The 14,344-nt window shown below is 75.9% G+C and carries 7 protein-coding genes; 3 read left to right on the forward strand and 4 right to left on the reverse strand.

The window, feature by feature from the left end; all coding sequences use genetic code 11:
• Positions 1 to 108: 108 nt before the first annotated feature.
• Together WMF29_RS44895 and WMF29_RS44900 are read right to left on the reverse strand one after the other, a co-directional pair.
• Complete coding sequence (locus WMF29_RS44895) at positions 109 to 5,565, reverse strand: hypothetical protein (RefSeq protein WP_437326175.1); 5,457 nt, start codon at positions 5,563 to 5,565, stop codon at positions 109 to 111.
• A complete protein-coding gene (locus WMF29_RS44900; protein ID WP_437326176.1) occupies positions 5,562 to 7,370 on the reverse strand; it encodes an ATP-binding protein in 1,809 nt (602 codons plus the stop codon). Before WMF29_RS44900 ends, WMF29_RS44895 begins: the two co-directional genes overlap by 4 nt.
• Before the next feature lie 566 nt (positions 7,371 to 7,936).
• On the opposite strand from WMF29_RS44900, the gene WMF29_RS44905 reads away from it, so the two are divergent.
• Positions 7,937 to 9,142, forward strand: a complete 1,206-nt coding sequence (locus tag WMF29_RS44905) for an STAS domain-containing protein (protein WP_437326177.1) — start codon at positions 7,937 to 7,939, stop codon at positions 9,140 to 9,142.
• 90 nt (positions 9,143 to 9,232) lie between these two features.
• On the opposite strand, the gene WMF29_RS44910 is transcribed toward WMF29_RS44905, so the two are convergent.
• Together WMF29_RS44910 and WMF29_RS44915 are read right to left on the reverse strand one after the other, a co-directional pair.
• A complete protein-coding gene (locus WMF29_RS44910; protein WP_437326178.1) occupies positions 9,233 to 10,681 on the reverse strand; it encodes a type VI secretion system Vgr family protein in 1,449 nt (482 codons plus the stop codon).
• A gap of 115 nt (positions 10,682 to 10,796) precedes the next feature.
• A complete protein-coding gene (locus tag WMF29_RS44915) occupies positions 10,797 to 12,614 on the reverse strand; it encodes a DUF2169 family type VI secretion system accessory protein (protein ID WP_437326179.1) in 1,818 nt (605 codons plus the stop codon).
• A gap of 71 nt (positions 12,615 to 12,685) precedes the next feature.
• On the opposite strand from WMF29_RS44915, the gene WMF29_RS44920 reads away from it, so the two are divergent.
• Entirely contained in the window at positions 12,686 to 13,027 is a 342-nt protein-coding gene (locus tag WMF29_RS44920) for a hypothetical protein (RefSeq protein ID WP_272096212.1), read from the forward strand.
• A 237-nt stretch (positions 13,028 to 13,264) separates the two neighbouring features.
• Positions 13,265 to 14,290 (forward strand): phosphotransferase, encoded by a 1,026-nt coding sequence (locus tag WMF29_RS44925; RefSeq protein WP_437326180.1) that lies wholly within the window; start codon positions 13,265 to 13,267, stop codon positions 14,288 to 14,290.
• The last annotated feature ends 54 nt before the right edge of the window (positions 14,291 to 14,344 follow it).

The raw sequence follows: 14,344 nt of genomic DNA on the forward strand, positions 1-14,344 counted from the left end.
GTCAATCTGAACAGGGAGACGGGGAGGCAGGGAGAAAAACTTAGTGAATCTCCCTGTCTCCCCGTCTCCCTGTGTCTTTCTCGGGCAAAGTCGACCACCACCCGCGCTCTACCCGATGGAGCGCAGCAGATGATCGAGCGCCCGGCGCTCCTCCGCGTCGGTGACCGACTTCAGCGCCCGGTTGACCTCGCCGACGGCGGCCGCCGCCAGCAGCGCGACGGCCGCGGGGTCGGGCGCCCCGCGCGCGCGCAGCCACGCGAGCGCCTCGTGCTCGGTGTTGACGACGATGAGGCTCCGGCTCGCCTCGTAGCGGATCGGCCGCCCCGAGCGGCCGTCGACGACGGCGCGCACGGGGGACCCCTCGAGGTTCATCCGGGCGATGGCCTCGTGGATCGCGGCCGCGAGCGGGCCCCCGGTCGCCGCCTCCTGCCCCTCGGGCGTGGCGCCGGGCAGCGGCGCCGCCTCGCCGCCGAGCAGGCCGAGCACGCTGCGCCACAGCGCGAGGGCCCAGGCCCGCGCGCCGCTCGAGTCGGGCGGCGCCTCCGCGGCAGGCGCCTCCGCGCCGTGGGCGCCCGTGGCGGGAGAGCCCGCGCCCGCGGCGGGAAGGCCCGCGCCCGCGGCGGGAAGGCCCGTCCCGGAGGCGGGCCCGATCTCCACCGCGGTCGCCCCGGCCGGGGCGGGCGTCGCCGCGAGGGCGCCGAGCTCGCGCAGCGCGCCGGGGGCGGCGCGGTGGCGCAGCACCTCGACGAGCGGCGAGCCGTCGTCGAGCAGCACGAAGGGCGGCGCGCCGTCCGGGAAATTGCCGTCCGCGCTCCCCCGGCGATCGGAGATCCACAGGCAGCCGCTCGCCGCGAGCTCGGCGCGGACCGCCGCCGGGCCGACGCTCTCGCCGGCGGCGGTCCGCGCCGTGAGCTTGCCGCCGGAGAGGCGGCCGAGCAGGTGCAAGTTCCACAGGTACGGCGCCGCGGCCGCCTGGTCCGAGAGCTCGGCGGCCATGGACGCCGCGGCCTCCATGGCGAGCTCCGCGATGGCGTCCCAGCGCGCCTCACGCAGCGGCCACACGAGGAGCCTCCCCTCGACCGGCGCGAGCTCGACCACGCCGGTCGCCCCGGAGCCCACGCCCGCCCCGCAGCGCAGCGCGACGGGGGTGAAGCCGCCGCCGTCGCTCCCTTCGCCGCCACCGCCGCCGCCACCGCCGCCGCCACCGCCGCCGCCACCGCCGCCGCCACCGCCGCCGCCACCGCCGCCGCCACCGCGGCCGTCGCCGAGGATCGCCGCGGAGGGCGCGGCGACCAGCACCCGGGGCGCGCGCGGCCACCGCGCGGGCAGCCAGAGCGCGCCGGTCACGAACAGCGGCCGGGGCCAGGTGGTGGCGACGTCGATCCACCGCGTCGCGAGCGCGTCGCCGGGCGGCGCGAGCCGGGCGCGCAGCCACCGCGCGGCGGCGTCGCGCACCGCCTGCCGGAGCCGCGACGCGTCCCCGCGGGCCTTGAGCCCGTCGAAGGCGCGGTTCGGCTCGAGCGCGTCGTCGTTGACGGCCGCGCACAGCGGCCACCCGTCGCCGGCGTCGAGCGCGCAGAGCGGGCGGCGCCCGACGTGCACCGCGATGCCCGCCGCCCCGGCGTGCTCCGGGGCGAGCAGCCCGATCTCGCCGCGCGCGGGCGGCGCGCCCTCCTGCGCTCCGGCCGGCTGCTCGAAGGGCAGGATCGCGAAGCACGCCGCGCGCGCGGCCGCGTCGAGGCCGACGGCGGCGAGCGGCGGCGCCGTGACGCGCTCCTCGGCCGCGCGATCGCGCGCGACCGCGTCGGTGATGTCCTTGATGAGCACGGCGGTCGCGAGCTGCAGCCGCTCGGGCCTGCTCAGCGCGAGGACCGGCCGCTCGTAGCGCTGCTTCGGGTAGGGCGGCGGCGTCGAGGTGCACAGCCACTCGGCGCGCGGGTCGCGCCGGAGGTCGTCGAGCGAGAAGAGCTTCCCCTCGATGTCGTGGAAGAGCTGCGCGCGCGCCGCCTCCGCGACGACGCGCTTGCCCTGGGCCAGCGTCTTCAGGACCGCGCGGCGCGCGTGGCTCCGCGCGAACGGCGGCAGCTCGTCGAAGCGCGGCGCCAGCGAGATCAGGTGGCGGCCCGCGGCCTTCGCGAGGCGGGTCAGGATCGCGCGGGAGGCGTCCCTCGACGGGTCCGCGGCGCCGGCGCGCACGAGGAGGCGGAGCGGGATCGGCAGCTCCACCTCCACGCGCCGCTCCGCGCCGTCGGGGCCGACGAAGCGGGCGTCCGATACCGGCCCCTCGACGATCTCGATCTCGCCTTCGAGCCCCTGCATGCCGAGCGCGGCGGCGCTCACCCGCAGCAGCGGGTGCGAGGGCGCGCCCGTCAGCGCGAGCGGCGCGCGCGGCGGGCCAGCGGCGCCGCGCGGGCCATGCTCCTGCTGCGCCCCGCCGGCGAAGGCGCGGCGCTCCTGCGCGGCGGCGGCGCGCTGCCGCCGCGCCGGCACCCCGCTCTGCGCCAGGAGGGCGCGCCCGCCGGCCCACCGCATCAGGGCCGCGCGCTCCCGCGGGTCGCGGGCGACGAGGGGGTGCCAGGAGAGCGTCTCGAAGCCGGGCGCCGCGTCGAGCACCGGGATCGGCGCGGGCGCCGGGTGGGTCTCGTCGAGGGCCTCGAGCGAGCACGCGACCTCCTGGCCGCGCGCGTCGAGCATCCCGAGCAGCGGCAGGCGCCGGATGCGGGCGGCGAGGTCGCTCTGGGCGGCTCTGAGGGGCGCGCTTCCGAGCGCCCGCGCGCGCGCCTCGAGCGCCTGCGCGCTGTCGAGCAGGTAGGCGCTCACGCGGGCGTCCGGCCTGCCGCGCTCGCGGAGCGGATCGCCCCGCAGGCCGAGCCGCGCGCGCGCCGCGGCGTCGCCCTCCAGCGCGGCCACGAGCGCCTCGCAGAGCGCGCGCTCGACCGCGTGGACGACGACGTCGTTGCGCGGCGACAGGAGGCCGTCCCAGCCGCTGTTCGGCGCGGCCGTGTCGTCGTCGATCGCGATGGCGGCGGGGCCGAGCAGCGGCGCGGCCTCCAGGGTGGCGAGGGGCCGCGACGCGTGGTGCCACGCCTCCACCATCGCGTCGCTCGGCGTGGCGAGCGCGAGGAAGCCGGGGCCGCTGACCTCGAGGACCGGCGCCGCGGCGGGGAGCGCCGCGAGCCGCTCCAGCGACGCCGCGAGCGCGCGCCGCCGCGCCGGCCCCCGCGCCGCGAGCTCGTCCTCGGTGAAGAGCCCCGGGGCGTAGGGGACGAGCTCGCGCTCCGGGAGCGCGGCGGCGAGCCAGTCGAGCTCGCGCTGCGACGCGGCGAGCACCGTCCTCCGGTCGGCCGCGCGCCCCCGCGCCTCGGGCGGCGCCGTGCAGAGGCTGCGCGTCGGCCGGGAGAGCGCGGAGAGTCCCTTCAGGCTCACGAACCACCCGGCCGCGAGCGTGGGCCAGATCCGCGCGTCCAGGAGGCCTTCGAAGCTCGCGGGCGCGAGGCCGTCGTCCGGGGCCGGCGCGGCGCCGCCTCCGCGCCCGGGGCTGCCGTCCGCGGCGCCGAGGCGCGGCGGCGCGCAGAACACCGCGCCGATCGCGGCGCGCAGCGCGGGCCTCACGCGCGCGAGCTCGCCCTCGGGCGCAGGCGCGGGCGTCGTCGAGCGCGGGCCTCGCCGAGCGTCCCTCGGGCCGAAGAGCCGCCTCGCCTCGCGGTCGGCCGCGGCGAGCGCGACCTTCAGCGCGTGGCGGACGGCGCGCCAGAAGCGCGCGTCGCGCTCGACCCCGTCGTACGCGAACCGCGGCCGTATGCGCCCCTCCCACGCGAGCGCGATCTCGACGGGCAAGGGGACGGCGGCGGGATCGAGCTCCACGGTCTCGAGGTGCCGCCCCTCCACGAACACCCGGACCTCCGCGCCGCGCGGGGGCTCGCGGGCGCCGGCGAAGACCGCGAGCTCGCCGCGGAGGCCGGCGAGCGGCCCGTCGTCGACCTGGAACGCGTCACGGAACGCGTGCTCCGGGGAGGGCGGCACGACGGGATCGCCGGCCGCGTGCAGGAGGAACGCCCTGCGGCGCTCGGCGCCGAGCTTCGCCTGCTCGATCATGGCCTCGGCGTCGGCGAGCGGGAGCCCGGCGAGGGCGTGCTCGACGAGGCCCCCGGGGCTCCAGACCACGTCGCCGGCCCAGGGGGCGAGCTCCTCCGGGAGCCTCGCGTCGCCGCGGAAGAGGAAGAGCGGCGACGCGTCGCGCGCGTGGCGCGCGTCGAGCGCCGCGAGCGATGTCGGCCGCCCGCGCCCGTCGCGAAGGAGCGGGAGCTCGCGCACGGCCTGCGCCTCCGCGGGCAGCTCGGCGCCCGTCCGCGCCGCCCCGGTCGCGACGCAGGCGAAGGCCGCGAGCGCGTCCGCGAGCCGGCCGCGGTCCTCGTCGACGACGAGCGCGCCGTCGGGGACCGCGCCCTCGCCGCACACGAGCGCGGCGAGGGCCTTGATGGCGTCGAGCAGCGCGCCCGCCGCCGCCTCGCGCAGCCGCGCGCGGAGGGGCGCATCCTCGCGCAGCGCCGAGCGCGACGCGTTGGTGGGCAGCGCGTCCGCGTCGACGACGACGCGGACCGGGAGCTCGACGCCCTGGTAGGGCGCCGAGGGGAACCGCGGGGCGAAGCTCCAGCGCTCGCGGACGAGCCGCACGCCGTGCTCGAGGTAGTCGACGGCGGGGAGGCCGGAGGGGAGGGGAGTGGGGAGGGGCGCGGAGAGGGGCGTGGAGAGGGGCGTGGAGAGGGGCGCGGAGACGGGCGCGGCGCGGGGGCGCGAGCGGGGCGCCGAGCTGGCCGGCCCTCCGGCGGGCTCGGGGGGCGCGACGATCTCCAGCGCGGCGCGGCGCGCGCCGCGCACGTGGAACGGCACGCGCACGAGCACCGCGACGTCGCTGCTCGGGAGAGCGCGGCGCAGCGGCTCGCCGGCGAGCGCGATCGGGACCGGGAAATCGCCGGTCGCCGCGGCGAGGTGCGCGAGCTCGGGCGGGCTATCGCCCGTGATCGCCCGGCGGAGCACCGACCAGCCGAGCCTCCGCCGCACCTCGATGCGCAGGCCGGCCGCGGGCATCCCGGGCGGCCTCGGGACCTCGTCGCAGGCGGGGCCGGCGGCCGGCGCGGGGGCCTCGGCGGGCGCCTCGAGCAGGGCGGGCGTGAAGCGCACGCGCGTGCAGGTCGCGCCTCTGGCCTCGCCGGACGGCCCGCGGCCCGTCGTGAGCAGGTCGACGCGCGCCGGGCGCAGCCCGAGCGCCGCGTTCACGCCGAGGGCGAGCAGGCGGAGCCTCCGGGACGCGGCGTCGGGCGCGGCGTTGAGCACGTGGTCGAGGAGGCGCGCCAGCGCGGGCCCGTCGGGCGGCTCTCCGTCGAAGGTCACGACGACGTCGTCGGCGTCGTAGCGGAGATCGATCTGCGTCGCGCCCCCGGCCGCGGCGGCGCGGACGAGCTCGAGCAAGTAGAGGTCCAGGTCGACGAGCAGGTGCTCCCTGAGCTTCTGGACGGCGCGGCGGGCATCGACGCGGATCGCGCCGCGGGCGACGACCCGGCTCACCGCGGCGACCCCCTCGGCGCGCGGCGCGCGCCGCCTGCGGGCGCCCGCTCGCCGCGCGCCGCGCCCGCGAGCGGCGGCGGGCTCGCCGAGAGGTCGAGGAGCCGGTCGCTGTCCTCGGGATCGAGCGGCCCCTTGGCCTCGACGAGCAGCGCGCGGGCGAGCAGGTTGCCGGCGGTCACCGCGTCGACGGCGGCGCGCCTGCGCGCGAGGGCCACGGTGTCGCTCTCGATGTTGAGGTAGAGGGCGTGCCCGGGCGGGAAGCGCGCCGCGCGGCGCACGACCTCGCGCGCCGCGTGGCAGCTCTGCTCGGGCCCGGCGCGCTCCTCGCTCCCGGGCAGGAGGAACCCGCTGCGCTGGCGGAGGGCGCCCTCGACCTGGCAGAGGCTCACCCGGGCGACCCCGTGCCGGGCGCGGGCGAGCGCGTCGGCGATCACCTGGAGGAGCGCGGCGTCGGCCGCGCGGGCGCGTTTCGGCTCCTCGCGCTCCTCGCGCACGAGCAGGTAGGCGGCGTGCGCCTTCTCGACGCGCGCCGCCGGGAAGCACCGCTTCAGCAGCGCCCTGGTCGCGCGGTGGTTGCACAGCACGACGGGCAGCCCGCCGCGGGCCATGGCCGCGGTCAGCGCGTCGGATCGCCTGGCCACGAGCAGCGGCTCGCGCCCTGGCGCGAGCGCCCGGAGCCCCGCGCGGCTCCTTTCGCCGGCGACGGGGCTCGCGAGCGGGAACGGGATCTCGTCCGGATCGAGCGCGGTCGGCGGCGACAGCGCCGCCTCCAGCAACGCCGCGTAGGTGGCGGCGCCCTCGGCCTCGCCGGCGGCTGCGGCTGCCGCGGCCTGCGGGAGGCGGGCGGCGAGCTCGCGCCGGAGCGGACCTTTGACGAGCTCGCGCACGCGCGCGATCGCCTCCCAGAAGGCGTCGTCGCGGCGCACGTTGTCGCGGCTCAGGGTGTGCTGGAGGTGGTGGCTCATCACCTTGAACCGCACGCCCGCGAGCCCGCTGAAGAGCTCGTCCGCGGTCTCGAACAGGGTGAGCCCGCGGTTGTAGAAGCCGGCGAAGCTCTGGCCGTGCTCGACGGCGGGGTCTCCGTCCCCGCCCGTGGGCCGTGCGAGGTGCTGAGCGCCGGCCGAGGGGCCGACAACCACGGTGGTCTCTTCCTCGACGGCGGTCACGGACACGGGCGCTGCGATGGCGAGCGGGGAGTCGATGCGCATCGCGCCCGTGCGGGAGCCGCCCTCGTGGTCTGCGATGCTGAGGGTGATCTCGCGGTCGGCGTGGCGGCACCAGCGGCGGAGCGCGGCCTGCGCGACGCGCGCGTGCTCCACGAACGCTTCCCGGCCGAGCCGCTGGATCAGGGTCACGCGCGTGCCGCTGCCCTGGCGCGGGCCGGCGTCCTCGAGCTCGTAGCTCGTGTCGCTGTGCAGCCGGAGGAGCCATGCCTTCCCGTCGCGCCACGTTTCCACGTCGACCTGCTCTGGCTGGAGGGCGAACACGGAGACGAAGCCGACCCCGTATTTACCGATCTTCGTCGCGTCGCCTTCCTTCGACGAGCTGAAGAGGGTGAGCAGCGGGCCCTCGATGTCCTCGCGGCTCATGCCGCACCCGTCGTCGGTGACCGAGGTCGCGCACGCGCCGGGCAGCGCCTCGACGCGCACGGCGATCTTCCGCGCGCCGGCGTCCATGCCGTTCTGCACGAGCTCGCGCAGGAAGGCGTACGGGTCGGCGAACTGCTGCACCATGTCGGCGACCGGGCCAGGGGGAGGCGGCGGGGGCGCGGCGCGGTCCTCGCGAGAGGAGCGGTAGGGTGCCATGCGTCCTGCGAGGCTATCACACGGCGCGAGCTGCGGTTGGAAGAGGGCCTGTGGGGGCTGGAGGGGTGGAGTCGCCGCGAGAGATCGGGAGTTCTGGGGGGAGGACGAGAAAGCTGTTGTGGGGTTGCCACGCCTCGCGGCGCACGAGGCGATTCCTCTCTTGGCTTTGCGTGAAACCTTGTCGAGGCCCGTGCGGCGCGGCGGCTATCGCTGCTGGCCCGTTGCGGCCGATCGCGAGACCCCCTCTGTGGCCTCAGGAAGCCGCGTTCCCGCCTTCCAGCGCGGTTAGCACGCCGGATCCGCGCTGATGAGCCGGCGCTGCCACCCGCTCCGGTCCACGCAAGTCGGTGTTCCGCCGTCCTGCGCCCACCTCGCCGTAGCTCATTCAGCGGCGAGCCGGCTCACCGTCTTGCCGCGCAGCGCCCGCCACGCTAGCGCTAGCGCCCCCACGAAATGGCGCGTTTCTCCCGGCTCAATCGCACAACGGCCGCCAGGGAGCTCTTTCGCAGCCTGCTCCGTCCACGTTATACTTATCCTTCTCTGCTCTCTGAGGAGTTGTGAGACTGATGGAATCTGCCCCCAGCGTGCTGCTCGGCGAGCTCTTCGCCCGTTCTGCCGATCTGCTCTTCATCGCCTCGGCCGAAGGAGCGTTGCTCCACGGGAGCGGCGGGCTCCGCGAGGCGCTCGGCCCCGGGGTCGCGGCGGGCGCGCTCCTCGCGGATCTCGCGCACCCGGACGATCGCGCCGCGCTCTCGGCGGCCTGGTCGTCGCTCCTTCAGAGGGACGAGCCCGTCTCGTTCAGCGTGCGCCTGCGCGACTCCGGCGGCGCCTACCGGCCGCTGTCGTGCAGCGTCAGCCGGTCATCCGACCGGAGCGCCGTCCTCGGCTCGCTCCGCCCTGCGCCCGCGCCCGCCGCCACCCCGGTGACCGAGGACGAGCTGAGCACGCTCCGGCTCAAGGCGCGCATCCTCGACGGCCTCGTCGAGCACGTGGATCCCATGACGATATGGGCGCTCGACCGCGACGGGATCTACGTCTATCACGACGGCAAGTCGACCGCGAAGGCCGGGTTGAAACGGGGGCAGCACGTCGGGCACAGCGTGTACGACCTCTATGGGACCACCCCGGAGGCCGCCGCCGACATGCGGCAATGGTACGACGGCCAGGTTCGCCGCGGTCGGGGCGAGGCGCACGGCGCCGACTGGGACACCTGGCTCATCCCGCTCCGCAGCGAGCCCGGCGGCCGCATCGACGGCGTGCTCGGGGTCTCGCTCGACGTGTCGGACTCCAGGCTCGTCGAGAAGGAGCTGCGCATCCAGCTCGACCAGATCGCGGCGCAGCAGAAGGTGATCCGCGATCTCTCGACGCCGATCATCGAGGTCTGGGACGGCGTGCTCACGCTCCCCATGGTCGGGACGGTCGACAGCGTCCGCACCGCCGAGGTCATGGACAGCCTGCTCGCGCAGATCGTCGAGAAGCGGGCGCGCTTCGCCATCCTCGACCTCACCGGCGTCGAGGTCGTCGACACCCGGGTCGCGAGCCACCTCATCCAGCTCATCACCGCCATCCGCCTCCTCGGCGCGGACGGCATCGTCGCTGGCATCAAGCCGACGGTCGCGCAGACCATGGTCGCGCTCGGCCTCGACCTCTCCCAGCTCAACACGCAACGTAACCTGCGCGCCGCGCTCAACTACGCCATCCGGGCCATGACGAGCGCCCAGGGCGCCTCCCCCGCCGCGAGCCCGGCGCCCGGCAAGAAGCCAGCTCCCTGAGCGGCGTCATCGCCCGCCGCCCCGGGACCGCGCGCGGCGCGCCCGTTCACGAGATCGAAGCCGCTCACTCGTCCACGAGATCGAAGCCGCTCACTCGTCCACGAGATCGAAGACGATGCCTCCCTGCGTCTTGATCCGGTGAGTCGACCGGTTCGCGCTGTTGACCGGAGAGGGCGTCAGCGGGTTCGGCGCGGCGCCCACGATGACCGGCCGATCCGGGTCGCCGTTCACGAAGGCGATGAGCACCTCGGTCCCCGGCTTGAGCGGGAAATGCGTGCCGTAGTTCGCTCCAGCGTGGTTCTGGAGCATGCGCACCGGCCTGGACGTCACGCCGCCGGCTGCCCCCGTGTCGAACAGGAACCGGACCATGTACCTGCCCTGATCGTCGATCTGCGCGTCGTTGCCCCCGCCCCCCGGCCCGGCGTCGACGATCCCCGTGACGACGCCGCCGATCCGGGGCGCCTTCGTGACGCGCGGCGGCCGGTACGTGTTCTTGCCCGGGATCGCGCGGAACGTGTTCACGTAGCGCCGCGGCTCGTCGCCGCCGCCCAGGCCGCCGGCCGCCTGCGACGCGCGGTGCTCCACCTCGACGAACAGCAGATCGAGCGACTCCAGGCTCGGGTGCCCTTCCAGCACCGATCGCCCGCCCGCTCCGATCGCGCACACCGAGCTCCTGCCCGCGTACACGAGCTGCGTCGCCTGCCGCTCCTCGGCCCGGACCTGCGCCAGCGCCTTGCCCTCCGCCGGCGTCTTGTAATGGCCGCCGTACTCGACGATGCCGCCCGCATATCCGGTCGAGAGGACGTGCTCCGACGTCAGATCGAGCATCGGTTGCCGGTAGTTGTAGTCGCGGGCCACATACACGCTCGGCACGAGCCGCGATCTCGCCTCGAGCTCGAAGACGTCCCGCGTCTCGCCGCGCTCGCGGAAATGGACGGACTCGGCGCCGGCCGCGGGCTTGAACCCGGCGCCGTCGGTGAAGACCATCGTGTCCTGCCCGTCCTGGTGCTCGAAGAAGAAGCTGATCCCGGCGTGCTCGGCCAGGCGGGAGACGAAGGCGAGATCGGTCTCCTGGTACTGCACCGTGAACTCCCGCGGCGGGTAGGTGCCCGTCAGCCGGAGCTCCACGTCGCTCCCGCTCAGGCCCACGAGCTCGAGCTTCTGCTTGATGATGTCCGGCACCGCCTTGTTCATCGAGATCTCCGTGGTCTCGACCAGCGTCAGCCGGAAGGCGCGCGGGACGATGCGCAGCCGGTAAGCGCGGTAATCGCGCAGGTTCGCGAGGAGGTCGTGGACCTCCGCGATCATCCCGTGGACGCGCCGCAGCTCGACCCCGTCCTGCTCGAAGACGATCGCGACGCTCTCGCCCGTGAGGGTCTGTCCGTCGACCCCGGCGTCGCTCGGACAGGCCACCTCGACCTCGAACGTGAAGAGCTGCGAGATCGCCTCGCGCCCGGACAGCCTGTTCACCTGGAGGAGGTCGGACGAGAAGCCGGAGAGCTCGAGTCGAATGTCTAGTGAATCGGATCGGGTGGTCATCGTCGCAGCTCCATCCTTCGTGCCGTGGGAGAAGATCTCCTGCCTTGGGGCGCCTCGCGCGCGGACGCCCCTCGCGCTCGTCGAGGTGGGCTCGGCGAGCTACCGTTTGCGCGAGCTACCGTTTGCGATCGAACCGTTCGTAAAGGCTCCTCCTCAACGCAGGGGAAGGGGTCGGCAGCGCCGGGCGCTCCGGCGGAGGTGGCGGCGGCCGTCGGGGCGGCGGGGCCGGCGGCGGCTCGTCCGGCTCGGGGGAGCGCGCCGGCGAGGCGCTGAGCACCGGCCTCGGCGGGGGCGGAGGCTCCGGCAGCGCGAGCTCCGGAGGCGGCGCGGCCGGCTCCAGCTCCTGGAGCGGCGCGGCCGCGGTCTCCGCCGTTTCCGCGTGAGCAGGCGTGATCGCAGGCGAGGCCGCGGGCGCGCGATCGCCGGAAGGGTCGGGCGCGCCGGCGCCCGGCGTCCAGTCGTCGTCCAGCGAGAGGGCGAGCGTGCCAGAGCCCGCGCGCTCCTCCGCCGCGACCGGCTCCTGGGCCGTCATCGAGGGAGGCAGCCCCGCGCCCGGGGGCGCCGGCTGGAACGGGAGCGCCGGCTGGTCCGTCGCGTCGGCGTCCTGCTCGGGCAGCAGGGCCAGCGTCGTGGCCGGAGACGCCTCCGGGCCTTCTTCCACCGAGGAGATCGAGAGGGTCCCGGTGTCGATCCGCGGCCCGGGCGCGCCCGCGGCCGGCCCGACGATGTCGCCGGGAGCCGACCCGGGGCGGAACGGCGTCGCCGCCGCCGAGGCCAGGGCAGCCGCCGCCACGCCGGCGTCCGGGAGGCTCAACGTGCGCGCCCCGGCGGCCGGAGCGGCCAGGGTCTCCCCCAGGCCGCCGTCGTGGTCGGGGTCGACGGCTCGCGCGGGTCCGCCCGCGGCGCCCTGATCCGCAGGCAGCTCGGGCCACTCGAGCGGCTCGCCGGGGAGCTCGACCCCCGCCACGAGGGTGGCCGCCGCGAGCGCGGCCTCGTCGGGGACGACCAGGCTGCCCCGGAAGACGAGGGTGCAGCGCTGCTCGTCGCCGTCGATGCGCAGCGTGTCCGCGTTCAGCTCGAGCGGGTGGCCCTCGCCCACGCCGAACGCGGAGAGGCCGTGGACGCGCGCTCGCCCGCGCGCCTCGGGCAGCCGCGTCCGGAGGCGCGGCAGCGTGGGGTGGAGCCCGTGGAGCTCGATCCACTCGCCGCCGCGCAGGTAGCGCGTCCGCTGATCGGGGGGCGCCGCCTGGTAATAGGCCCACTCGAAGGGATCGGGGATCTCGGCGATGGCGGCGTCGAGCGCCTTGCGGGGCGTGGCCCCGAGCAGCCGCCTGCGCGCGGGCCAGGCGCGCGCGATGGGCCCGAAGCCGGCCGCGCGCGCCGGCTGGAGCGGATCGACGATGTTCGCCTCGGGCTCGGACGCGTCGCCCGTCCCCTGCACGCCGAGGAAGTTCTCCTGGTCGTTCTCCCCGCGGAGCGCCCGCTCGTACACGAGCGGCATCCGCTGGAACCCGGCCCTGTCCTTGACCAGGAGCTCCTTGTCGAGGAGGGGCCCGCCCTCATCGGAGATCGCGAGTCGCACGGGCAAGGCGTGCACGGGCGCGCCGGGCGGCGGCGCGTGGGCGTGGCCGGTAAAGAGCACGTCGGCGCGCTCCAGGTGCGGCGCCAGATCGCTCGTGAGCCGGACGCTCCGCCCAGGGTTGTTGCCGTGATGGACCTCCGCGTGGACGACCTGCTGCGGCTCGACCCTGGGCATCTCCGCGTCCGCCGCGAAGGCGAAGGTGGCCTTGACGATGACGGTGATGTGGAGCTCGCCCCGGCTGCGCCATGCGACGGCGGCGGCTGCTGCTCCGTTGAGCGGCGTGACCCTCACGGGCCCGGTCGCGCCGTTCGTCCCACGGTTCATCGCGCTCTTGGTCGCACCGTTCGCCATTCCGCGGCGTTATAGCACGGCTCTCGTCACGAACTTGCCGCCGCACTGCGCCCATGCCACCCACGGCGATCATGAAGCTGGCTGGAACCGCTCGTGGGCTGGGATCGGCGCTCGCCCTCCTCGTCATGATTGCCTCGTTCGGCTGCGACACGGTGGCGACGCTCGTCGCGCCTGCGGTTCCGGTGGTCATCGAGAAGGCGACCGCGCCCGGGGAGCCGGCCGCGCCCGAGGATGCGGCCGCCGCGCCCGAGACGCCCGAGAGCCGGAAGTGCTGCTTCCGGAGCGGCGAGGGCGCCGCGAAGGTGTGCGAGAGCCAGGAGCGCTGCTGCTCTGGCAGGTACGACCGCAGCGCGTGCGAGGACTCCGGCGGTCTCTGGTTCAACAGCGCCGACGGCTGCGCCGGCGCCTGCTGAGCGTCTGGCCCGTTCCTGCACCGGGACAGGCGTCGAGGCGGTGAGGGGGGACAGGCGTCGAGGCGGCGAGGGGGACAGGCGTCGAGGCGGCAAGGGGGACTGGCGCCGAGGCGGCGAGGGGGACAGGCGTCGAGGCGGCGAGGGGGACAGGCGTCGAGGCGTGACGGCCGCAGTGCAGCGCGGGGCGATGTCGCGACAGCCCTGGCGTCCGCGCCGTCCGCCGGCGTAGGAGAGGGTGTGCGCGAGATCGACACCGACGCCCTGCTCCGGCTCGTCCAGCGGGCCACGGGCCATGTCCCGTCGTCGATGGTCCCGCTGCGCGGGGGCGTGTCGTGCCGCCGCTATCTGCGCGTCGTGACGCCGGCCGGGACCGCGGTCGCGATGTTCGCGCCGAGCGCGGAGGGCGACGGCGTCGCGGTCGGCGTCGCTCCCCCGCGGTGGGCTTTCCTGGAGGTGCACGCGCTCCTCCGGGAGCGCGGCGTCCGGGTGCCGGCGCTGCTCGGTGAGGATTGCGAGCACGGCCTGCTCCTCCTGGAGGATCTCGGGGACGCGACGCTCTCGGCCTTCGTCGAGCGCGCGCCCGCCCGCCGCGCCGAGGTCTACGCGCTGGCCGCGCGCGATCTCGCCCGGGCGCAGCGGGCGCTCGCGGCGCTCCCGAGCGGCTCGATTATCGACTCGTGCGCGCTCGACGAGACGCTCCTGCGCTGGGAGCTCGACCATTTCCGCGCGTGGGCGCTCGACGCGCGCGGGCTCCGGCTGGGCGACGCCGCGCGGGCCGAGCTCGATGCCGTCTCGGATCGCCTCGCCCGGCGCATCGCCGCGTGGCCGCGGGGCTTCGTTCACCGCGATTACCAGAGCCAGAACCTCATGGTCCTGGACGCGGCGGGCGGGGGCCTCGAGATCGCCTGGCTCGACTTCCAGGACGCCCTCCTCGGCCCGCGCGCCTACGATCTGGCGACGCTCCTCAACGACAGCGCCCAGGACCTGGATCGCTCGTTCGTCGAGGCCCGGCTGGACGACTATGCGGCCGCCGCCTCGCTCGACCGGCCGGCGCGCGACGCGCTCGGCCGGGAGTTCGACGTGCTCACGGTCCAGCGCAAGCTGAAGGACGCCGGCCGCTTCGTCTTTCTCGACCGCATCGGCGTGGATCCGACGTATTTGCGCTACGTCGAGCCCGCGCTCGCGAGGGCGCGCGCCGCGCTCGCGAGGATGGGTGACGACGAGGACATGCGCGCGCTGGCGCGGCTCATCGCTCAGGCGTGAGAGATTTGAACGCAAAGGTGCAAAGACGCAAAGGCGCAAAAAGACGAGAGAAAA

Source organism: Sorangium sp. So ce381, from assembly GCF_051473845.1.
Taxonomy (GTDB): Bacteria; Myxococcota_A; Polyangia; order Polyangiales; family Polyangiaceae; genus Sorangium; species Sorangium atrum.